This is a genomic window from Pseudomonas qingdaonensis (genome assembly GCF_018398475.1).
GTDB lineage: Bacteria > Pseudomonadota > Gammaproteobacteria > Pseudomonadales > Pseudomonadaceae > Aquipseudomonas > Aquipseudomonas palmensis.
Map to the genome: position 1 here is coordinate 3,279,295 of NZ_CP074676.1, position 21,772 is coordinate 3,301,066.

At 67.9% G+C, this 21,772-nt stretch carries 15 protein-coding genes; 7 read left to right on the plus strand and 8 right to left on the minus strand.

Going from position 1 to position 21,772, the window contains the following annotated elements; translation table 11 throughout:
* Positions 1–30: 30 nt before the first annotated feature.
* The 4 genes from KH389_RS14925 to KH389_RS14940 all read right to left on the minus strand — a co-directional run bounded on the left by KH389_RS14925 (position 31) and on the right by KH389_RS14940 (position 5,295).
* Positions 31–2,259, minus strand: a complete 2,229-nt coding sequence (locus KH389_RS14925) for a TonB-dependent siderophore receptor (RefSeq protein ID WP_213605752.1) — start codon at positions 2,257–2,259, stop codon at positions 31–33.
* Positions 2,260–2,409: 150 nt separating this feature from the next.
* The gene (locus tag KH389_RS14930) at positions 2,410–3,828 is read right to left on the minus strand and encodes a short-chain fatty acid transporter (protein ID WP_104573086.1); all 1,419 of its coding nucleotides are present in this window, start codon (positions 3,826–3,828) and stop codon (positions 2,410–2,412) included.
* A gap of 75 nt (positions 3,829–3,903) precedes the next feature.
* Positions 3,904–4,560 carry a CoA transferase subunit B gene (locus KH389_RS14935; RefSeq protein WP_213605753.1) on the minus strand — a complete coding sequence of 219 codons (657 nt, stop codon included), beginning with the start codon at positions 4,558–4,560 and terminating at the stop codon, positions 3,904–3,906.
* A 36-nt stretch (positions 4,561–4,596) separates the two neighbouring features.
* The gene (locus tag KH389_RS14940) at positions 4,597–5,295 is read right to left on the minus strand and encodes a CoA transferase subunit A (protein ID WP_043862941.1); all 699 of its coding nucleotides are present in this window, start codon (positions 5,293–5,295) and stop codon (positions 4,597–4,599) included.
* Between the two features lie 206 nt (positions 5,296–5,501).
* Between KH389_RS14940 and KH389_RS14945 the strand changes: the two genes are divergently transcribed.
* Positions 5,502–6,323: an aldo/keto reductase gene (locus KH389_RS14945; protein ID WP_213605754.1), complete on the plus strand. Its 822-nt coding sequence runs from the start codon at positions 5,502–5,504 to the stop codon at positions 6,321–6,323.
* On the opposite strand, the gene KH389_RS14950 is transcribed toward KH389_RS14945, so the two are convergent.
* The 4 genes from KH389_RS14950 to lexA are packed head-to-tail and all read right to left on the minus strand — an operon-like array spanning position 6,324 to position 12,057.
* A complete protein-coding gene (locus tag KH389_RS14950; RefSeq protein ID WP_213605755.1) occupies positions 6,324–9,422 on the minus strand; it encodes an error-prone DNA polymerase in 3,099 nt (1,032 codons plus the stop codon).
* Positions 9,398–10,816 (minus strand): Y-family DNA polymerase, encoded by a 1,419-nt coding sequence (locus KH389_RS14955; RefSeq protein ID WP_043862944.1) that lies wholly within the window; start codon positions 10,814–10,816, stop codon positions 9,398–9,400. Before KH389_RS14955 ends, KH389_RS14950 begins: the two co-directional genes overlap by 25 nt.
* 6 nt (positions 10,817–10,822) lie before the next feature.
* Complete coding sequence (gene imuA, locus KH389_RS14960) at positions 10,823–11,440, minus strand: translesion DNA synthesis-associated protein ImuA (protein WP_043862945.1); 618 nt, start codon at positions 11,438–11,440, stop codon at positions 10,823–10,825.
* Positions 11,440–12,057, minus strand: coding sequence for a transcriptional repressor LexA (gene lexA / locus KH389_RS14965; RefSeq protein WP_054915390.1), 618 nt, complete (start codon positions 12,055–12,057; stop codon positions 11,440–11,442). The genes imuA and lexA overlap by 1 nt, the downstream gene beginning before the upstream one ends.
* Before the next feature lie 91 nt (positions 12,058–12,148).
* Between lexA and KH389_RS14970 the strand changes: the two genes are divergently transcribed.
* The 6 genes from KH389_RS14970 (at position 12,149) to KH389_RS14995 (ending at position 21,749) form a co-directional block, all read left to right on the plus strand.
* Positions 12,149–12,805: an HAD family hydrolase gene (locus KH389_RS14970; protein WP_213605756.1), complete on the plus strand. Its 657-nt coding sequence runs from the start codon at positions 12,149–12,151 to the stop codon at positions 12,803–12,805.
* Between the two features lie 430 nt (positions 12,806–13,235).
* On the plus strand, positions 13,236–14,798 hold the full coding sequence (gene glgA / locus KH389_RS14975) for a glycogen synthase GlgA (protein WP_213605757.1): 1,563 nt from the start codon (positions 13,236–13,238) through the stop codon (positions 14,796–14,798).
* Positions 14,799–14,811: 13 nt separating this feature from the next.
* Positions 14,812–16,584 (plus strand): malto-oligosyltrehalose trehalohydrolase, encoded by a 1,773-nt coding sequence (gene treZ, locus KH389_RS14980; protein ID WP_043862949.1) that lies wholly within the window; start codon positions 14,812–14,814, stop codon positions 16,582–16,584.
* Entirely contained in the window at positions 16,577–18,649 is a 2,073-nt protein-coding gene (gene malQ / locus KH389_RS14985; protein ID WP_054915393.1) for a 4-alpha-glucanotransferase, read from the plus strand. The genes treZ and malQ overlap by 8 nt, the downstream gene beginning before the upstream one ends.
* Positions 18,646–21,450 carry a malto-oligosyltrehalose synthase gene (locus KH389_RS14990; RefSeq protein WP_196932374.1) on the plus strand — a complete coding sequence of 935 codons (2,805 nt, stop codon included), beginning with the start codon at positions 18,646–18,648 and terminating at the stop codon, positions 21,448–21,450. Before malQ ends, KH389_RS14990 begins: the two co-directional genes overlap by 4 nt.
* Complete coding sequence (locus KH389_RS14995) at positions 21,447–21,749, plus strand: DUF2934 domain-containing protein (protein ID WP_043862952.1); 303 nt, start codon at positions 21,447–21,449, stop codon at positions 21,747–21,749. The genes KH389_RS14990 and KH389_RS14995 overlap by 4 nt, the downstream gene beginning before the upstream one ends.
* The last annotated feature ends 23 nt before the right edge of the window (positions 21,750–21,772 follow it).

Below are 21,772 nucleotides of genomic sequence, written 5' to 3' on the forward strand. Positions count from 1 at the left end.
CGCCAGCCCTGTTGGCTCGGCTTCAGGGCGCTACAACCGCCAATCCAGGCTCACCGTCAGCGTGCGCGGATCCCCCCAGTACACCCCGTTGTAGAACCCCACGTTGTTGTAGTACCTGGTATCCAGCAGGTTCTTCACGTTCAAGGACGCCGACAGGTGTTCGTCGAACTCGTAACGGGACATCAACCCCACCACCGTGTAGGACCGCTGGCGAATGTCAGCCGGCGCCGTGATGATCCGGCCATCGCTGCCTCGCCCCACCGGACGATTGCCGCTGCGGTAGATGTCGCTCTGCCAATCCACCGACCCACCCACGGTCAACCTGTCCATCACCCTGTAGGAGCTGTTCCAGCGCACCATGTTCAACGGCTGGGTGGTGTTGCGCCGCTTGTGCTCGGCATCCAGCGAGTGGGTGTAGCTGTAGCCCAGGGTCATGTTCCACCCCGCCATCACCTCGCCAGCGACCTCTGCCTCGAAGCCCTCCACGGTATTGCCCTTGCCGCCGGACTTGTAATACTGCTCGCCGTTGGGCCCTACCGGAATGGAATCGTCCACCTCGGCCACGTTGTCCTGCTTGCTGCGAAACACCGCCGTCGACAGGTTCAGGCGCTCGTCCAGCAGGCTGCCCTTCAGGCCCACCTCGTAGTTGCTGCCCACCACCGGTTCCAGGTACTTGTCGTCGACATCCTTGTAGTTCTGCGGCTTGAAGATGTCGGTGTAGCTGGCGTACACGGTGTATTGGTCGGTGATGTCGTACAGAACGCCCGCATAGGGTGTCCACACGTCATTGTGGGTGCGGCTGGAGCGCGGGTTCTCCACCACCTGCCCCGCCGCATCGAATGCCCATGAGCGCCCCGTGACCTTCCAGCTGCCGTAGCGGCTGCCCAGCACCAGGTGCAGTGCATCGGTCACGTTCAGCCGGGTGGCGACATAGCCGGCATTCTGCTGCGTGGTATCGCGCGAACCATCCAGGTTGGTCACGGTATCGGCGAACTTGTCTACCCCGCCCAGGTACTTCCAGTCGGGGATGGTCGTGTAGCCGGGCGGCAGGTCCAGGGGCCGCTTGAGCGGCGCGCTGTTGCGCCGCTGCGACTCGCCATAGCCGATCATGAATTCGTGCTCGCGCCCCAGCAGCGCAAAGGGCCCGCCCAGGTTGAGGTCGGCGGCTCTCATTTTCTCGTCGCCGATGAAGTGGCTGACCCAGGCATTCATGCCGCTGCGGTCGGCCTCGGGGAAGCCCTGGCCACCGAAGTACACCTTGCCGTCGGTTTCGCTCTGGCGGTAGGTGTAGGCCGCCTTGAGGTGCCAGTCGCCGCCCAGGCGCTGGTCGAGGGTGGCGAACACGGTCTCGTCCTTGAGCGGCCACGAACTCCACGGCGCCGAGATGTTGTTCGAACGCGGCAGCTTGGCCTTGCCACCGGAGGCGTTCCAGTACGGCACGGTGCCCCACGAGGCACCCTGTACATGCTTGTTCTGGTAGTCGTACCCCACCGCCAGCACGGTGTCGTCGCTCAGGTCACCCTCGAGAATGCCGTAGGCCACCTCGCGCTGGGTCTGGTAGCGGTCGCGAAACGAATGGGCGTCGCGGTAGGCCAGCACGCTGCGCCCGCGCAGACGACCGTCGAAGGCCAGCGGCCCGCCCACGTCGACATAGCTGTAGTAGTTGTCGTAGCTGCCGCCACGCAGGCCGGTTTTCACCGCCAGTTCATGGGTGGGGCGCTTGCGCATCATGTTGATGGTGCCCGACGGGTCGCCGGCGCCGGTGGTCAGCCCGGTGGCGCCACGCACCACTTCGATGCGGTCGTAGATGATGGTGTCCGAGTCGGACTTGAGCCCCGCGAAGGTGTTGAGCATGCCGTCGATCTGGAAGTTGTCGATGGCATAGCCGCGCGAGTTGTAGGTGGGGCGCTCGGAGTCGTTGCGCTGCACCACCACGCCCGTCACCTGGCCCATGGCTTCGGAGAGGTTGTCGAGCTGGAAGTCGTCCAGCTGCTGGCGGGTCAGCACCGACATCGACTGCGGGGTGTCCTTGATCGACAGGTTCAGGCGGGTGGCGGTGCTCATGCTGCCGGTGGTGTAGGACCCGGTGTTTTCGGTGGTGCTGCCCAGGCCCTGGGCACTCACGTTGGTCGAACCCAGCTCCAGCGCCTGGGGGGCGGCGTCGGGCAGGGGTTCGTTGTCAGCCAGTGCGACGGCGCTGCAGGCGGTGCCGCACAGGCCCAGTGTCAACGTCATGGAACGGGTAATCGGCGCGAACATCGCGGCCTTCTCCTTGTTTTACGACGGGAAATTCCGTTTAGAAGTACACAGCGGGACATCATCGGATCACCCTTAATACGAATGCTTATCGATTTAATTTAGACATGAAAAAGGCGATCCGAAGATCGCCTTTTTTACCCGCCGGATGCGCTACGGCATCACAGGTGGCGTGTACTGCAACGTGGTGCCCAGCGCCCAGAGCAAGAACAGCACCAGCGGCACGTGCACCAGCAACTGCACGAACGAGAAGCCGATCAGGTCGCGCGCCTTGAGCCCCAGCACGCCCAGCAGCGGCAGCATGTAGAACGGGTTGATCAGGTTGGGCAGCGCCTCGGCGGCGTTGTAGATCTGCACCGCCCAGCCCAGGTGGTACTGCAGGTCGTTGGCCACCAGCATCACGTAGGGCGCCTCGATGATCCACTTGCCGCCACCGGAGGGAATGAAGAAGCCCAGCACCGCGGAGTACACGCCCATCAGCAAGGCGTAGGTGTCATGCGAGGCGATCTGCACGAAGAAGGTGGAGATATGGTGCGCCAGGGTTTGCGCGTCCACGCCCTTGACCTGGGTGAGGATGGCCGCGATCGAGCCGTACAGCGGGAACTGGATCAGTACCCCGGTGGTGGTCGGCACCGCACGGCTCACCGCATCCAGGAAGCTGCGCGGGCGCCAGTGCAGCAAGGCGCCGAGCATGATGAACAGAAAGTTGTAGGTATTGAGCCCCGAGATCGCGGTGATGGCCGGCTTGGTCGAGAACTCGTGGTACAGCCAGCCAGCCGCCAGGGCCACCAGCAGCAGGGTCAGCACCGGGCTGTATTCCAGCCATTCACCCGGGCGCGTGCGCTGCGCCGGTGGTGGTGCGCTGAAGCTGGGGTCGATGCCACAGGCCTGGGCATCGCGGGCACTCTGCGGGCCGGGTGCAGTGGCGTAGGCCACGATCAGCGACACGATGACCAGCGCCGCCAGCATCACGCCCGACTGCCAGAGGAAGATGGTTTCGGTGAACGGGATCACCCCGGTGATCGCCAGGATCGACGGCGGCAGGCTGGCCGGGTTGGCTTGCAGCTGCGCAGCCGACGAGGACAGGCCCAGGGCCCATACGGCGCCCAGGCCCAGGTAGGCGGCGGCACCGGCGGCGCGGTAGTCCATCTTCAGGTCGGTACGGCGCGCCAGGGCGCGTACCAGCAGGCCGCCGAACACCAGCGACAGGCCCCAGTTGAGCAACGAGGCGACCATCGAGATCAGCGCCACCCAGCACACGGCCGAACGGCCGTTCTTCGGAATGCGCGCCAGGCGGTCGATGAGTTTCACCGCCGGCGGCGAGCTGGCCACCACATAGCCGCCGATGACCACGAAGGCCATCTGCATGGTGAAGGGGATCAGGCTCCAGAACCCGTCACCGAAGGCGGTGGCGGTATCGAGGGGTTTGGCGCCCATGGCCAGGGCGGCCAGTGACACCAGCACCACGGCCAGGGCGGCGAACACCCAGGAGTCGGGGAACCAGCGTTCGGCCCAGTTGGAGCAACGCAGGGCAAAGCGGGCGGAGCGGCTGTCTTGGAGTTCGGCGGCCACGGGATTTTCCTTCTTATTGATTTTTTTTGAACGGCTGAAGGCCCCTTCGCCGGCACAGGCAAGGCGGTTATCAGCCTAGAACGTCATCTCTTTCACATCATCGGCCACGATCAGCTTGCCGGCGGTCTTGGCGACGATCTCTTCCACGCTCACCCCCGGCGCTGTCTCGCGCAGGATGAACGCACCATTCTCGATCTCAAGATAGGCCAGGTCGGTCAGCACCTTGCGGATGCAGCCGGCACCGGTCAGCGGCAGGCTGCAATGCGACAGCAGCTTGGACTCGCCGTCCTTGGAGGCATGGGTCATGGTGACGATGATGTTCTCGGCACCGGCCACCAGGTCCATCGCCCCGCCCATGCCCTTGACCAGTTTGCCCGGGATCATCCAGGAGGCGATGTTGCCCTCCACGTCCACCTCGAATGCCCCCAGCACGGTGAGGTCGACATGGCCGCCACGGATCATCGCGAAGGACTCGGCCGAGTTGAAGATCGACGCGCCGGTGCGGGCGGTCACGGTCTGCTTGCCGGCGTTGATCATGTCGGCGTCCAGCTGCGCTTCGGTGGGGAATTCCCCCATGCCCAGCAGGCCGTTCTCCGATTGCAGCATCACGTCCATATCCGCCGGGACGTAGTTGGCCACCAGGGTCGGGATGCCGATGCCAAGGTTGACGTAGTAGCCGTCCTTGAGTTCACGGGCTACACGTTGTGCCATTTGTTCGCGGGTAAGTGCCATGCTCAGGTTCTCTTTGTTGTTCTGCGCGGGGTCGGGTCAGGCTTTGACGGTGCGTTTTTCGATACGCTTCTCGAACGTGCCGACGATGACCCGGTCGACGTAGATGCCCGGGGTATGGATCTCGGTAGGCAGCAGCACGCCTGGCTCGACGATCTCCTCGACCTCCACCACGGTGATCTTGCCGGCGGTGGCGGCCAGCGGGTTGAAGTTCTGCGCGGTGTTGCGGTACACCACGTTGCCGTAGTGGTCGGCCTTCCAGCCCTTGACGATGGCGAAGTCACCGGTGATGGCTTCTTCGAGGATGTACTTGCGCCCGTTGAATTCGCGCACTTCCTTGCCTTCGGCCACCGGGGTGCCGTAGCCGGTGGCGGTGAAGAAGGCCGGGATGCCGGCGCCGCCGGCGCGCATCTTCTCGGCCAGGGTGCCTTGCGGGGTAAGTTCCACTTCCAGTTCGCCGCTGAGCAGCTGACGCTCGAACTCGGCGTTTTCGCCCACATACGAGGCGACCATCTTGCGGATCTGGTGGTCTTCGAGCAGCACGCCCAGGCCGAAGCCGTCGACGCCGCAGTTGTTGGACACCACGGTCAGGCCGCGCACGCCACGGCGCTTGATCTCGGCAATGAGGTTTTCAGGGATGCCGCACAGGCCGAAGCCGCCTGCCAGTACGGTCATGTTGTCGGCAAGGCCTTCGAGGGCCTCTTCATAGGTCGCTACGCGCTTGTCCAGTCCGGCCATGCTGATTCGCCTTTTGTAGTTGTAGAACCGACGAGGGTCGTCGGAGAGCGTCTGGGGCCATCTTCGCCCTTGGCCACTCATTTGTTAATTTTGTTTTTTTGATGGATTGATTGGTTATTCAAATCAATGTCGACGCGGGTAGGCTTGACCCGCCACAAAACCCTAAAGGACAGTAGACCACCCTCCCCACTTTGCAGGAGCCTTCCATGCGTACGCTCGAACTCGGCGACTCCACCGTACCCGTCATCGGCCAGGGCACCTGGTACATGGGCGAAGACCCCGACCAGCAGAAAGCCGAGGTCGCCGCCCTGCAGCACGGCATCGACCTGGGCCTGACGTTGATCGACACCGCCGAAATGTATGCCGAGGGCGGCGCCGAGCGGGTGGTGGGCCAGGCCATCCAGGGGCGTCGCGAGCAGGTCTGCGTGGTCAGCAAGGTGTACCCGCACAACGCCAGCCGCAGCGGCATCCCCGCCGCCTGCGAGCGCAGCCTGCAGCGCCTGGGCACCGACCATATCGACCTGTACCTGCTGCACTGGCGCGGCCAGTACCCGCTGGAGGAAACCGTCGAAGCCTTCGAGCGCCTGCGCGAGGCCGGCAAGATCCGGCGCTGGGGCGTGTCCAACTTCGATACCGATGACCTGCGCGAGCTGGACAACCTGGCCTGCGCCACCAACCAGGTGCTGTACAACCCCGAGCAGCGCGGCATCGAGTTCGACCTGCTGCCCTACAGCCACAAGCGCCACTTGCCAACCATGGCCTACTGCCCGCTGGCCCAGGCCGGACGCCTGCTCAAAAACGCGACCCTCAACCAGATCGCCGAACGCCATGGCGCCACCGCGGCCCAGGTGGCACTGGCCTGGGTAACCCGAGAAGACGGCGTGATCGCGATCCCCAAGGCGGTGGACAAGCGCCATGTGCAGCTCAATGCCGCCGCGGCCAGCCTGACCTTGAGCAGCGAAGACCTGCGCGCCATCGACCGCGCCTTCCCGCCGCCCACCCGCAAGCAGCGCCTGGCGATGGTGTGATCAGCGAAAGTCGCGGCTGCGCACATCCAGCCCGTGCAACAGCGGGCTGAGGTCTTCCAGGCGCTTCGCGATCAGGTGGCGCACGCCGTCGGCGCATTCGAGCGTACCCATCACCCGCAGCAGCTGCGAGCCCACCAGCACCCGGCGCTGACGCTCGGCCAGCTCGCGCCACACCACCACGTTGACCATGCCGAACTCATCCTCCAGGGTCACGAAGGTCACGCCGCTGGCAGTGCCTGGCCGCTGGCGCCCGGTGACCAGCCCCGCCACGCTCACCGCATCGCCGTGTTCGGCCCCCTCCAGGGCCTGCGAACTGCGACAGCCCAGGCCATTCAGGCGTCGGCGCAGCAGGCTCAGCGGGTGCGGGCCCAATGTGGTGCCGACGCTGGCATAGTCGGCAAACAGGTCCTCGCCCACACTGGGCACCGGCAGGTTCACCGGCACTTCACGGGGCGGCTCCACCCCGGCGAACAGCGGCAGTTGCGCCTGCACCGCCGCCACTTCCCAACGCGCCTGATAACGGTGCCCGGCCAGGGCGCCCAGGGCCCCGGCATCGGCCAGCAGCGCCCGCGCCCGCGCATCCAGGCCGGCACGCAGGCACAGGTCGGCCACATCGCCGAACGCCCGCTGCGCCCTGGCCTGTGCCAGGCGCAGGGCATCGTCCTGGCGAAAGCCGCGCACCTGGCGCAGGCCAAGGCGCAGCGCCAGTTCATCGCCGCCCACCGGCTCCAGGCTGCAGTCCCACTGGCTGTGCTGCACATCCACCGGGCGAATCTGGATGCGGTGGCGGCGCGCGTCCTGCAGGATCTGGTCCGGGCTGTAGAAGCCCATCGGCCAGCTGTTGATCAGCGCACAGGCGAAGATCGCCGGCTCGTGGCACTTGAGCCAGCAACTGGCGTAGGTCAGCAAGGCAAAGCTGGCCGCGTGGGACTCGGGGAAGCCGTAGCTGCCAAAGCCCTTGATCTGCTCGAAGATGCGCTCGGCGAACTCGACGCTGTAGCCGTTGTTCAGCATGCCCCGGGTCAGCCGCTCGCGGTGTGGCTCCAGCCCGCCGTGACGTTTCCAGGCGGCCATCGAACGGCGCAACTGGTCGGCCTCGCCTGCCGTATAGTCGGCGGCCACCATGGCCAGCTCCATCACCTGTTCCTGAAACAGCGGCACACCCAGGGTGCGCTCGAAGACCTTCTTCAGCGCATCCGACGGGTAGGTCACCTGCTCCTGCTTGTTACGCCGGCGCAGGTACGGGTGCACCATGTCGCCCTGGATCGGCCCGGGGCGCACGATGGCCACCTCGATCACCAGGTCGTAGAACTCGCGTGGCTTGAGCCGCGGCAGCATGGCCATCTGCGCCCGTGACTCGATCTGGAACACCCCCACGGTATCGGCACGGCCGATCATGTCGTAGGTGGGGACATCGTCCGGCGGCAGGGTAGCGATGGTCAGCTCGCGCCCGCGGTGGTAGCGCACCAGGTCGAAGCAGCGGCGCAAGGCGCTGAGCATGCCCAGGGCCAGGATATCGACCTTGAGCAGGCCGACCATGTCCAGGTCGTCCTTGTCCCACTGGATCACCGTGCGTTCGTCCATGGCGGCGTTTTCCACCGGCACCAGGGTGTCCAGTGGCTGCTCGGAAATCACGAAGCCACCAGGGTGCTGCGACAGGTGCCGGGGGAAGCCGATCAGCTCGCCGGTCAAGGTCAGCACCCGGTGCAGCAGCGGGCTGTCGGGGTCGAAACCGGCTTCGCGCAACCGCTCCGGCGGCGGGATGCGATCGGTCCAGCGCCCGCAGCAATCGGCCAGGGCGTTGATCTGGTCGGGCGGCAGCCCCAGCACCCGGGCAATGTCGCGCACCGCCCCGGCGGCATGGTAGGTGCTGGCCACGGCCGTCAGGGCGGCGCGGTGGCGGCCATAGCGGTTGAACACGTATTGCAGCACCTCTTCGCGCCGTTCGTGCTCGAAGTCCACGTCGATGTCCGGCGGCTCGTCGCGTTCACGCGATAAAAAGCGCTCGAACAGCAGGTGCGTGCGGGTCGGGTCCAGCTCGGTGATGCCCAGCACGAAGCACACCACCGAGTTGGCTGCCGAGCCCCGGCCCTGGCACAGGATGCCCTGGCCACGGGCAAAATGAACGATGTCGTAGACGGTCAGGAAGTAGCTCTCGTAACCCAGCTCGGCGATCAGTGCCAGTTCGTGTTCGAGGGTCTGGCGCACGGCCGGCTCGATTCCCCCCGGCCAGCGCCACGGCACCTGGCGTTCGCACAGCGTGCGCAGCCAGCCGGTCGGCGTGTACCCCTCGGGCACCACTTCGCGCGGGTACTGGTAGCGCAACTGGCCGAGGTCGAAGGTGCAGCGCCGGGCAATCTCCAGGGTGGCCTCAAGCAGGTGGGCCGGGTACAGCTCGGCCAGCTGCGCCAGGGGCCGCAGGTGCCGCTCGCCATTGGCGAACAGGTGCTGCCCGGCACCGGCCACGGTGCTGTGATGGCGCAGCGCGCTCATGCAGTCCTGCAGCGCGCGCCGCCCACGCGCATGCATGTGCACGTCGCCACAGGCCACGGCGCGCAGGTTCAGGCTCGCGGCCAACCCCTGCAGTTGTTGCAGGCGCTGATGATCGTCGGCACCGCGATGCAGTTGCACCGCCAGCCACAGGCGCTCGCCGAACACCTCGCGCAGCCACAGGCCGGGGCCGGCCTGCAACGGCTCGTCCGGCACCCACAGCGCCAGCAGGCCGTGCAGCGGGCCGGCGAAGTCTTCGCGCAGCAGCTGGTATTCGCCCTTTTTCGCCCGGCGCCGCGCCAGGGTGATGAGCCGGCACAGGTGCTGGTAGCCGCTCAGGTTTTCGACCAGCAGCACCAGCCTGGGGCCGTCGTGCACCCGCACCTCGCTGCCGACGATCAGCTTGAGGCCCGTCTCCCTGGCCGCCTGCCAGGCGCGCACGATACCGGCCAGGGTGCATTCGTCGGTGATCGCCAGGGCCTGGTAGCCCTGCTGGTGCGCCCGCTCGAACAGCTCGCGGGCACTCGAGGCCCCGCGCTGGAAGGTGAAGTTCGACAGGCAGTGCAGCTCGGCATAGCCCACGCTCATGCGAACCAGCCCTGCAGCCACAACGGCCCGCCTTCGCCCAATGGCCGGTAGGCCCAGCCGCGCTGGCCAGCCGGGGTTTCGACCAGGTAGTAGTCACGCCGTACATCGCCGCCATCCCACCAGCCAGATTCGATCCGCTCGGGCCCGGCCAGCAGGCGCAGGCCCTCGGGCGCCAAGGCCTGCGGCTCGGCCAGCAGCCAGCCCGGGCGCGGCGGCCCACCCGGCGCACGGGCCAGCGGCGGGGCGCCGCCTGCCGCCTGCCAGGCGCACTCGGGGCGGTGGTCGGCAAAAGCCTGCACAGCCCGCACGCTCTCATCGCCCAGGCGTGCACGCAAACGCTCGCGCAGTTGCTCCCAGCCCTGTTGCTGCTGGGGCCGCGCATTGAACAGCTCGCCCGGTTGCGGCACGAACGCCGGCAGGTCGTCGGCCACCAGGCGCACGCTGCGCACCGGTGCGGGCAGGCTCAACTGCTCCAGGCGCCCGCGTGCCAGCTCGAACAGCATGCCCGCCTCGCGTTCGGCGGCCAGCAGGCCGACCACCACCGGCGTGGCGACGCCCCGGGCATGTTCCAGGTGCAGGGTAAAACGCTGCACGCCGCCGTCACGGCTGGCCAGGAACGCCGCCAGGTCGGCAATCAGCCGGCGCAACGGAAACAACAGCGCCTGGTGCGATTCCACATCGAAGTTGAGTTCCAGCCGCGCCTCGAACCGGTCCGGCGGCCGGTAGCACGCCAGCGCCATGGGGCGCAGGCCCAGCAGGCGATCCAGGTGCACCTGCACGCTGGCGGCAAAACGCCTGGCCAGGGTGTCGCGCGGCAACCCCAGCACCTGCCCAAGGTCGCGCAGGCCCATGCGCGACAAGGCCGTGGCGGCCTCCACCGGCAGGCCGATGCGGTCCACGGGCATCTGCGCAAGGGCGGCGCGGGTGGCCTGGGCGTCGTTCAGTGCCAGCCCGTCATGGGCGTTGGCCAGCATGCGCGCCGCCACCGGGTTGCTGGCCAGCACGATGCGATGACGCAGCCCCAGCTCGCCCAGCTCCTTGCGCAGGCGGGCCTCGAACAGCGGCCAGGGCCCGAACAGGCCCAGGCTGGATTCGACTTCGAGCAACACGGTGCGTGGGTAATGCAGGCTGACCTGCGAACTGAACTGGTAGGCCCAGGCGGCCAGCAATTGCTGCAACTGCTCGACCGCCGCCGGGTCATGCTCGACGCAGGTAAAACTGCTGGCCAGCGCCTGCGCGGTGCTCAGGCTCTGCCCGGCGCGCAGCCCCAGGGCCCGGGCCGCCGGGTTGACCGCCTGCAACACGCGCCGCTGCGCCGGGCCGCTGAGCAGCACCAGCGGCGCCTGGGGGTCGTCGCGACCGCGCAGCACGCTGTCGAGTGCCAGTTGCGGCAGCAGGATGCAGGCCCACAGCATCGCCCATCACCCTCGCCCGGCCATGGCGATCGGGGTGGCCGGGGCCAGCCCGCCACGGCACTTGAGCACCCGCCACTGCGCCGGGTGCAGGTCGACGGCAATGCGCAGCGCGGCCGGCGACGGGTTGAGTGCCGCCTGCTGCGGGCGGCAGGCAAAGGCCAGGGTCTGGCCGGTTTCGGCAGCCACCTGCAGGCGGCGCAAGGCGCGGTCGTCGACCTGCTGCGGCCAGCACAGCACCGCGCCGCAACTGCCCGAGCGCAGGCACTGCTCGGCGGCCCACAGGGCCTCGACGCGGGAGGCCTGGATCAGCGACAGCCAGCGCAGGTCGACACCGGCTGCCAGCCAGGCGGGCGGGTACGGAATGAACGGCGGCGCCACCAGCACCACCCGTTCGCCGCTGGCAGTCAGGCGCGCCAGGCTCGGCCAGAGCAGGTGCAACTCGCCGGCGCCCTCGGCAGCCAGCAGCAGTTCGCTGAGCGCACCCGGTGGCCAGCCGCCGCCGGGCAGCACCGCGTCCAGCGCGGCATGCCCGGTGGGTTGCAGGCCCCGGGGCTGGGCCAGCGGGCGCCCCTTCCAGACCCGACGCTCGTCGAGCAGCCCGTCGAGGCTGACCACCGCGCCCATCAGTCGCGCCTCAACAGGCCGCAGAACACTCCTTCGATCACGAAGTCGCGTTCTGGCCCCACGTCTATCGGTGCATAGGCCGGGTTGCGCGGCAGCAGGCGGTAGTGCGTGCCTGCGCGCTGGAAGCGCTTGATGGTGACCTCGCCATCGAGCCGGGCCACCACGATCTGCCCGTCGCGGGCATCGGGCTGCTGGTGAATGCCCACCAGGTCGCCGTCGAAGATACCGTCGTCGATCATCGAGTCGCCGCGCACCTTCAGCAGGTAGGTGGGGGTACGGCTGAACAAGTGCGCATCGAGCATCAGCTGTTCGTGGATGTCCACGTCGGGCCCGATCGGGCGGCCGGCGGCCACCTGGCCCAGTACCGGGATCTCCAGCACCTCGGGGCGGCGCAGCGCACCGGCCAGGCGGATGCTGCGCGCCTGGTTGGGGGTGACTTCGATGAAGCCGGCCTCGCACAGCGCCTGGATGTGCTTGCGCGCCACGCTGCGCGAGGCAAAACCGAAGGCCTGGGCGATGTCGGCCAGGCTCGGGGGCTGCCCTTGCTGCGCGATGCGGTCGCGGATGAAGGTCAGGATGGCGGCACGTTTGGGCGATAGTCTGTTCATGGAGCACATTTGTACTCTTTTCGGGTTTATCTGACCAGCCCCGCTGATCGCCACGGCAAAATGGTTATGATGGCCCGCCGTGCAATGGAAACCGCGCCCCATGCTTGAAGCCCTGCTGTTCGACCTCGATGGCACCCTGACCGACACCGATACCCTGCATTTGCAGGCACTGCAGCAGTTGCTGCATGAGCAGGGTCGCGAACTGAGCGAGGCCGAGTTCGACGCCCACGTCAGTGGCCGGGCCAACGCCGACATGTGCCGCTACCTGTTCCCCGGGCGCCCGGTGGCCGAGCATGAGGCGTTCGCCGACCGCAAGGAGGCGCGCTTTCGTGCGCTGTCGCCAACCTTGCAGCCCACTGCCGGCCTCGAACGCCTGCTGGCGCATGCCGAGCGCCACGGCATCGGCATGGCCGTGGTCACCAATGCGCCACGGGCCAATGCGCAGCACATGCTGGCAGCCATGGGCCTGGCCGAGCGCTTCGAGCATGTGCTGGTGGCCGAGGAACTGGCACGGGCCAAGCCCGATCCCCTGCCCTACCTCACCGGCCTGGAACGCCTGGGGGCCAGGGCAGACCATGCGCTGGCGTTCGAGGATTCGGTGCCGGGCGTGACGGCAGCGAGCCGCGCGGGGATCCTTACCGTGGGCCTGTCGACCAGCCAGGCGCCGCAGGTGCTGCTGGAGGCCGGTGCGCAGCTGGTGGTGAGGAACTTCGACGATGAGCGCCTGTGGCAACTGATTGCGCAGATGAGCGGCTGAAGCCACCCACCGCGCCGGTTTCGCCAGCCAGGCTGGCACGTGCACCATCGGGGGTCACCTTCGAGCGGTGCACGCTCGCTGTCGGTGCACCCCTGAGCCGGCCAATTCACAAAACATGACCAACGGGTCACATTTATCCCGCCCCTCTCCTACACTGTTCAATCGACCTGATACCGTCCGGAAAACTCGATCGAAAATAGTCGAAACTTCTGCAAACCCGGTAGGTCAGCAACTAAGTAGGCCAACGACTCTGGTTACCCAGGCGCAGCCCACCCCCCACTCGTCAGCACGCCATCGGCAGGAGCGCCGGCTGGCGTAGCGCTTGCACGTGTGTCCGGGGCGTTTCACCGCATCACATGACATAGCGAGAACAACAGTACAGACATGCAGCGGGTGGGATACGCCCGCAGAACAAGGGACGGAGACAAGTATGATCAGCGCCGCTGTCGAACCTCATGCAGAGCATTTCAACCCGGATACCAGCGCGCAGGTGCGTGCTGCCCAGATCGTCACGACAGCCAAGGCCCCTGCCCTCGATACCCGGCGCAACCCGAACAAGCGCAAGGTGCTGTTCGTGACCTCGGAAATCGCCGACCTGGTCAAGACCGGCGGCCTGGGCGACGTCTCCGCCGCCCTGCCCCGCGCCATGCGCCACCTGCACGATGTACGCGTGCTGATCCCCGGCTACCCGCAGGTACTCGAAAGCGACAACCCGATCCACCTGGTGGGCGAGCTGGGCGGCCATGCCGCACTGCCCCCGTGCAAGATCGGGCGCATGGACCTGGCCGACGGCCTGGTCATCTATGTACTGATCTGCCCCGAGCTGTACCAGCGCGAAGGCACCCCCTACGGCGCCAACAATGGCCGTGACTGGCCCGACAACCATATCCGCTTCGCCCGCCTGGGCCTGGCCGCCGCCGAAATCGCCGCGGGCGAGGGCATGGTGCACTGGAAGCCCGATCTGGTGCACGCCCACGACTGGCCTGCCGGCCTGGCCCCGGCCTACATGCACTGGCGCGGCCTGAACACCCCCACCCTGTTCACCATCCACAACCTGGCCTACCAGGGGGTGGTCAGCCGCGGCTGCTGCCCGGAACTGGCGATTCCCGAACACGCCCTGCAACAGGAAGGCATGGAGTTCTACGGCAAGCTGTCGTTTCTCAAGGCCGGCCTGGCCTACTCCAGCCACATCACCACGGTCAGCGCCACCTATGCCCGGGAAATCACCACCCCGGCCTTCGGCTGCGGGCTCGACGGTTTTCTTGGCAGCAAGGCGCAGCAGGGCCTGCTCAGCGGCATCCCCAACGGCATCGACGAAAGCTGGGATTCGGCCACCGACACCCACCTGACCCACCGCTTCAGCATCAACGACTGGGAAGGCAAGGCGGCCAACAGCAGCCAGGTGCGCGAGCTGTTCGAGCTGGAGCCCTCCACCGGCCCGCTGTTCGCCGTGGTCTCGCGCCTGGTGTACCAGAAGGGCCTGGACCTGACCCTGGGGGTGGCCGAGTACATCGTCGAACAGGGCGGCCAGATCGCCATCATCGGCCGCGGCGAACCGGAGGAAGAACAAGCCATGCGCGAGCTGGCCAGCCGCTTCCCGGGCCGCGTGGGGGTGCGCATCGGCTTCAACGAGACCGACGCACGGCGCATGTTCGCCGGCAGCGACTTTCTGCTGATGCCCTCGCGCTACGAGCCCTGCGGCCTGAGCCAGATGTACGCGCAGCGCTTCGGCTCGCTGCCGGTGGCGCGCAACACCGGCGGCCTGGCCGACACCATCGAGAATGGCGTCACCGGCTTTCTGTTCGACGAACCGAGCGTGGAGAGCTACCGCGAAGCACTCTCGCGGGCCTTCTACGTATACGGCAAGAAACACCTGCTCAATGCCATGCGCTGCCTGGCCATGACCCAGCCATTCAACTGGTGTCAGGCCGTGGAACCCTATGCCCACCTGTACGAGGAACTGGTGACGCGCGCCACGCTCAACGCAGGCTGAGGAGAACTGCCGTATGCCCTTCAGGTCACAGGAACACGCGACCCACGGGGCCGTGATGCTGGACAGCCACACCACCCGCTTCGCCCTCTGGGCGCCCGATGCCCGGCAGGTGGAGGTGGAATGTGAAAACGCCGCCCCGCAACCCATGCAGCGCAGTGACGACGGCTGGTTCGTGCTGCGCCTGCCCTGCCCGGCCGGTACGCGCTATCGCTACCGTATCGACGGCGACCTGTCGGTCGCCGACCCGGCCAGCCGTGCCCAGCCCGACGGCGTGCACGGCCCCAGCCAGGTGCTGGGCACCGAATATGCCTGGCAACACCCCGACTGGCAGGGCCGCCCGTGGCACGAGGCAGTCATCTATGAAGTGCACGTGGGCCTGCTGGGCGGTTACGCCGGCGTGGCCAGGCACCTGCCGCGCCTGGCCGCACTGGGCGTGACCGCCATCGAGCTGATGCCCATCGGGCAGTTTCCCGGCCAGCGCAACTGGGGCTATGACGGTGTGCTGCCGTTCGCCCCGCAAGCGAGCTATGGCACCGCGCAGCAACTCAAGGCGCTGATCGACCAGGCCCACGCGCTGGGGCTGATGGTGCTGCTGGATGTGGTGTACAACCACTTCGGCCCCGACGGCAATTACCTGCACCGTTATGCCCAGGGTTTCTTTCGCGAAGACCGGCATACGCCCTGGGGCGCGGCCATCGATTTTCGCCGCCGCCAGGTGCGCGACTTCTTCATCGAGAACGCCCTGATGTGGCTGCACGACTACCGCTTCGACGGCCTGCGCCTGGATGCGGTGCACGCCATCGACGACCCTGACTTTCTGCATGAGCTGGCCCGCCGCGTGCGCGCCAGCACCGCACCGGGCCGGCAGGTGTGGCTCACCCTCGAGAACGAGCGCAACCAGGCGCACCTGCTCCAGGAGGGCTACGACGCCCAGTGGAACGACGATGGCCACAACGCCCTGCACGTGCTGCTGACCGGCGAGCAGGAAGGCTACTACGTCGATTACCGCGAGGCGCCGCTGAACAAGCTGGCGCGTTGCCTGAGCCAGGGGTTCGTGTTCCAGGGCCAGCCGGACCGCAACGGCGAACCGCGTGGCGAAGCCAGCGGCCATCTGCCGCCCAGTGCCTTCGTGCTGTTTCTGCAGAACCATGACCAGATCGGCAACCGCGCGCTGGGCGAGCGGCTCGAGCGCCTGTGCCCGCCCCAGGCCCTGCGCGCCGCCACCGGGCTGCTGTTGCTGGCACCGATGATCCCGCTGCTGTTCATGGGCGATGACTGGGGGTGCCGCCAGCCCTTCCTGTTCTTCACCGATCACCACGACGACCTTGCCACCGCCGTGCGCGAAGGCCGACGCGCCGAGTTCAAGGGGTTCAAGGCCTTCGCCGACCCCGAGCAACGGGCGCGCATCCCCGACCCGAACGCCGCCCAGACCTTCCTCGACTCGCAACCGCAATGGGGCGAGGACAGCGAGCAGTGGGTGGCGCTGTACCGTCGCCTGCTGTACCTGCGCCACCAGCACATCATCCCGCGCCTGCCGGGCACCCGCGCCCTGGGCGCCCAGGTGGTCGACGGCCAGGGCGTGAGCGCCCGCTGGCAACTGGGCGATGGCAGCGAGCTGCGCATCGACCTCAACCTCGGCCAGCAGCCACTGGCCCTGGACCTGCCCGCCCGCGAGCGGCACCTGTTCGAAAGTTGCGAACTGCCCCCGGGCCCACCCTGCCTGCCGCCGTTGAGCTGCGTGGTGAGCCTGACCCCTTCCTGCCCCACGGAGCCTGTGCATGCCTGACCTACCCTTGCTGCAACTGGCCGAACGCGCTGGCCTGGCGGTGGACTGGATCGACGCCAACGGGCGCGCCCAGCGTGTCAGCGAACCGGTCCTGCGGCGCATCCTGGCCGCCCTTGGCCACCCGGCCGCCGACGACATCGCCATCGCCAACAGCCTCAAGGCCCTGGAAAAAGCCCACGATTCCCGTCACCTGCCGCCACTGCTGACGGTCGACCAGCACCAGCCGCTGGACCTGTCGCGCTACTTCGCGGCCAACAGCCGCTGCGAGGTGCAGCACGAGGACGGCACCCGCCAGCAGCTGCAGCTGGATGCCCAGGCCCTGCTGCCGCCAGGGCTGCCACTGGGGTATCACCAGCTGCATATCGACGCCACCACCTTCACCCTGGCCGTGGCCCCGGCGCAGTGCTACAGCCTGGCCGATGCGCTGGGCACCCCGCACCCACGGTGCTGGGGCCTGAGTGCCCAGCTGTACAGCCTGCGCCGCCCGGGCGACGGCGGGCTGGGCGACTGCCTGGCACTGGAGGGCCTGGCACGCAGCGCCGCCGAGCGTGGCGCCACGGCCCTGGCCATCAGCCCGGTGCACGCCATGTTCACCCGCAACCACCCCAGCTACAGCCCGTATTCGCCGTCCAGCCGGCTGTTTCTGAACAGCCTGTATGCCAGCCCCCAGGCGGTGATCGACGAGCGCACGGTGCGCATCACGGTCCAGGCCCTGGGCCTTGAGGCCCAGCTCGAACAGCTCGAAGGCCTGCCATTGATCGACTGGCCACGGGCGGCCGGGGCACGCCAGCAGATATTGCAGGCGCTGTACCAGGGCTTTATCAAGGGCGAGCAACCGCAGCGCGCCGACTTCGACAGCTTTCGCCACGCCGGCGGCCAGGCGCTGGAAGACCACTGCCGCTTCGAAGCGCTGCTCGATGCCGCCGCCGAACGCGGCGAAAGCCAGGACTGGCGCCAGTGGCCGGCCGCCTGGCTCGACCCGCGCAGCGCCGAGATTGCCGCGTTTGCCGCCGACCACGTCGAGCAGATCGGCTTCTATGCCTTCTGCCAGTGGCTGATCGCGCGCAGCCTGGAGCGTGCCCAGGAAGCGGCGCGCGGCAGCGGCATGGCGGTGGGCCTGATCGCCGACCTGGCAGTGGGGGCCGACGGTACCGGCAGCCAGGCCTGGAGCCGCCAGGACGAGCTGCTGGCCGAGCTGCACGTCGGCGCCCCGCCCGACATCCTCAACCGATCGGGGCAAAGCTGGGGCATCTGCGCGTTCTCCCCCGAGGGCCTGCGCCGCAACGGCTACCGCGCCTTCATCGAGATGCTGCGGGCCAACTTCGCCCACGCCGGGGGCCTGCGCATCGACCATGTAATGGGCCTGCAGCGCCTGTGGCTGATCCCCCAGGGCGCCGCCCCCAGCGAAGGCGCCTACCTGCACTACCCACTGGACGACCTGCTGCGCCTGCTGGCCCTGGAGTCGGTGCGCCACAAGGCCATCGTGCTCGGCGAAGACCTGGGCACGGTGCCCGAAGGCCTGCGCGAAAAGCTCGCGGCCCGCGCGATCCTGGGCATGCGTGTGCTGCTGTTCGAGCAGGACCCGCCCGGGCAGTTCACCCCCATCCTCGACTGGCCCGACAACGCCCTGGCCACCACCAGCACCCACGACCTGCCCCCGCTGGCAGGCTGGCTGCAGGCTCGCGACATCGACTGGGGCCAGCGCCTGGGGGCGATCGACGCGATCACCGAGCGCGACTGGCGCGACAGCCGCCAGCATGAAATCCAGGGCCTGCGTCGCCTGCTGCACAGCAGCTACGGCGACACCAGCAGCGAAGCCGACACCCTGATCGACGCCAGCCTGCGCCTGCTCGGGCATACCCGCGCGCCGCTGGTGCTGGTACCGCTGGAAGACCTGCTGGGCGTGGACGAACAACCCAACCTGCCCGGCACCGTCGACACCCACCCCAACTGGCGCCGCCGCTTCGCGTTGCCCGCCGCACAGCTGCTGGACGACAGCGATGCGGCGCGACGCCTCGAGCTGCTGGCCCAGGCCCGTGAACAAGCCTTCGAGCGTGACCGATGAACAGCCTCACCGCCACACTGCGCCTGCAATTTCATGCCGACTTCAGCCTCGACGATGCGGTGCCGCTGGTGCCCTACTTCGCCCGGCTGGGCATCAGCCACCTGTACGCCTCGCCCCTGTTGCAGGCGCGGCCCGGTTCGCGCCACGGCTACGACGTGGTCGACCCGACCCGGGTGAGCCCCGAACTGGGTGGCGAGGCGGCGCTGGAACGCCTGGTGGCCGCGCTGCGCCAGCACGGCATGGGCCTGATCCTGGACATCGTGTCCAACCACATGGCCGTGGGCGGCGCACACAACCCCTGGTGGCAGGACCTGCTGGCCTGGGGCCGGCGCAGCCCCTACGCCGAGTTCTTCGACATCCAGTGGCATTCGCCCGACCCGTTGCTCAAAGGCCAGTTGCTGTTGCCGTTCCTGGCCAGCGACTATGGCGCGGTGCTGCAGGCCGGGGAAATCCCGCTGCGTTTCGACGCCCGCCACGGGCGCTTTCACATCGAGCACCACGAACACCGCTTCCCGATCAGCCCGCCGGACTATGCGCGCATCCTGTGCGTCAGCGGCCACCCCGAGCTGAGCGAGCTGGGGGCACGCTTTGCCGCCTTCGAGGGCCAGCGCCACGCCCCGGCCAACGTCGAGGCGGTGCACCAGGCCCTGGCCGAACTGGCCCGCGAGCCGCGCATCGGCCAGGCCATCGAACAGGTGCTGGCCGCCTTCGACGGGCGCACCCCCAGCGGTTTCGAGCACCTGCATCAACTGCTCGAACAGCAGCACTACCGCCTGGCCAGCTGGCGCACCGCCGGTGACGACATCAACTGGCGGCGCTTTTTCGACGTCAACGAGCTGGGCGGCCTGCGCGTGGAGCGCCCGGCGGTGTTCGAGGCCACCCATGCCAAGGTGTTCGAGCTGATCGAGCGCGGCCTGGTCGACGGCCTGCGCATCGACCACATCGACGGCCTGGCCGACCCACGCGGTTACTGCCGCAAGCTGCGCCGACGCGTCGACGGCCTGCTCCCACGCCGGCCGCTGAGCGCTGCGCTCGAGCACTTTCCGATCTACGTGGAGAAGATCCTCGGCCCCGGCGAGCGCCTGCACGACGACTGGCGGGTGGACGGCAGCACCGGCTACGAATTCATGAACCAGGTCTCGCTGCTGCAGCATGACCCGCAGGGCGAAGCCGAACTGACCGCGCTGTGGCACGACCTGAGCGAGCGCCCGGCGTTCGTCGAGGAACTGCGCCTGGCCCGCCAGCTGGTGCTCAATGCCAGCCTGGCCGGCGACTTCGAATCGGTGGCCCAGGCCCTGCTGCAGGTGGCGCGCAACGACATCATGAGCCGCGACCTGACCCTGGGCGCCATCCGCCGCGCGTTGCAGGCGCTGGTGGAGCACTACCCGGTGTACCGCACCTACATCAATGCCTGCGGGCGCCCGGCGATGGACGAGGGGTTCTTCCAGCAGGCCCTGGCCGATGCGCGTTCGAGCCTGGGCGAAGCCGACTGGCCGCTGCTGGACTACCTGCAGCGCTGGCTGGGCGGCCAGCCCTGGCGCGAGCTGGGCCCGGGGCGGGCGCGCAAGCAGTTGCGCCACGCCTGCGTGCGCTTCCAGCAGCTGACCTCGCCCACCGCCGCCAAGGCCGTCGAAGACACCGCCTTCTATCGCTCGGCGGTGCTGTTGTCGCGCAACGACGTGGGCTTCGACGCCGAGCGCTTCAGCGCGCCGGCCGAGGCCTTCCATGCCAGTTGCCAGCAACGCCTGGCGCACTTCCCCGACAACCTGCTGGCCACCGCCACCCATGACCACAAGCGTGGCGAAGACTGCCGCGCACGCCTGGCGGTGATCAGCGAACGCAGCCACTGGTTCTGCCAGCGCGTGGAGCTGTGGCGTGAACTGGCCTCGCCCCTGCGCACACAACTGGCCGATGGCGTGGCACCGAGTGCCGGTGATGAACTGCTGCTGTACCAGACCCTGCTCGGCAGTTGGCCGATGACGCTGCGCTGCGATGACACCCACGCCTTGCGCGGCTACGCCGAACGCCTGCGCCAATGGCAGCGCAAAGCCCTGCGCGAGGCCAAGCTGCGCAGCAGCTGGAGCGCCCCCAACGAGGTCTACGAGCAGGCCTGCGCACGCTTCATCGACGCCCTGCTGCTGGAGCCGCAATGCCAGCAGCTGCGCCAGTCGGTGGCCGAGGCGGCGCAGGCCCTGGCCTGCCCGGGCGCGCTCAACAGCCTGGTGCAGAGCCTGCTGCGCATGACCGTGCCGGGGGTGCCCGACCTGTACCAGGGCAACGAATGCTGGGACCTGAGCCTGGTCGACCCGGACAACCGCCGCGCGGTGGACTACGCCGCGCGCCGCCAGGCCCTGGACGACAGCCTGCCCCCCGCCGAACTGCTCGGGCACTGGCAGGACGGGCGGGTCAAGCAGGCCCTGATCGCCCAGGTGCTGGAGCAGCGCCGGGCCTACCCCGAGCTGTTTCGCCACGGCCGCTACCAACCTCTGGAGGTACGCGGCAAACACGCCGAGCGGGTGCTCGCCTTTGCCCGTATCGGCGAGGCGCAACGTGCGGTGGTGGTGGTGCCGCGGCTGGCCTCGGGCCTGCTGGGCAACGCCACGCAACCCTTGATCCCGGCACAGAACTGGGACGATACCCGTGTGCTTTTACCGTTCGCCTTGTGCGCTGCCAATTGCACGGGACTTTTCGCCCAGGGCGCAGTCACACCCTCTAACGAGCTGTGGCTGAGCACTGCGCTCAAAGCCTTCCCCGTCAATCTCTTCATAGAACAGACTGAGTCATCAGGAGCGTCGAGATGAGTGCTGAGGAAAAACGTATCCGCGAATTCGCCTACCAGATCTGGGAGTCGGAAGGTAAACCCGAAGGCCAGGAGGAGCGTCACTGGGAGATGGCACGCAAGTTGGCCGAAGCCGAGGCCATTGCGCCCAAGGCCGCCCCGCGCAAGCCCCGTACCACCCCGCCAGGCGCACCGCCGGTAGCCCCTGGCGCCAAGCCAAAGCCCGGCGCCGCCGCGTCCAAGGCCAAGCCGCCGGCCCCTGCGGCCAAGCCCGACCCGGCAAAGAAGCCGCGTACCGCGAAGAAGCCCGCCACGCCCTGACGCCGCCGTACCTTGCGTCACTA

What these genes read in the sequence shown, in the direction of transcription:
- lexA (WP_054915390.1), bottom strand. Translation starts at nt 12,057, where the DNA reads ATGTGCTCCATGAACAGACTATCGCCCAAACGTGCCGCCATCCTGACC.
- KH389_RS14925 (WP_213605752.1), bottom strand. Translation starts at nt 2,259, where the DNA reads ATGTTCGCGCCGATTACCCGTTCCATGACGTTGACACTGGGCCTGTGC.
- malQ (WP_054915393.1), top strand. Translation starts at nt 16,577, where the DNA reads ATGCCTGACCTACCCTTGCTGCAACTGGCCGAACGCGCTGGCCTGGCG.
- KH389_RS14970 (WP_213605756.1), top strand. Translation starts at nt 12,149, where the DNA reads ATGCTTGAAGCCCTGCTGTTCGACCTCGATGGCACCCTGACCGACACC.
- glgA (WP_213605757.1), top strand. Translation starts at nt 13,236, where the DNA reads ATGATCAGCGCCGCTGTCGAACCTCATGCAGAGCATTTCAACCCGGAT.
- KH389_RS14940 (WP_043862941.1), bottom strand. Translation starts at nt 5,295, where the DNA reads ATGGCCGGACTGGACAAGCGCGTAGCGACCTATGAAGAGGCCCTCGAA.
- KH389_RS14990 (WP_196932374.1), top strand. Translation starts at nt 18,646, where the DNA reads ATGAACAGCCTCACCGCCACACTGCGCCTGCAATTTCATGCCGACTTC.
- treZ (WP_043862949.1), top strand. Translation starts at nt 14,812, where the DNA reads ATGCCCTTCAGGTCACAGGAACACGCGACCCACGGGGCCGTGATGCTG.
- KH389_RS14945 (WP_213605754.1), top strand. Translation starts at nt 5,502, where the DNA reads ATGCGTACGCTCGAACTCGGCGACTCCACCGTACCCGTCATCGGCCAG.
- KH389_RS14935 (WP_213605753.1), bottom strand. Translation starts at nt 4,560, where the DNA reads ATGGCACTTACCCGCGAACAAATGGCACAACGTGTAGCCCGTGAACTC.
- KH389_RS14995 (WP_043862952.1), top strand. Translation starts at nt 21,447, where the DNA reads ATGAGTGCTGAGGAAAAACGTATCCGCGAATTCGCCTACCAGATCTGG.
- imuA (WP_043862945.1), bottom strand. Translation starts at nt 11,440, where the DNA reads ATGGGCGCGGTGGTCAGCCTCGACGGGCTGCTCGACGAGCGTCGGGTC.
- KH389_RS14955 (WP_043862944.1), bottom strand. Translation starts at nt 10,816, where the DNA reads ATGCTGTGGGCCTGCATCCTGCTGCCGCAACTGGCACTCGACAGCGTG.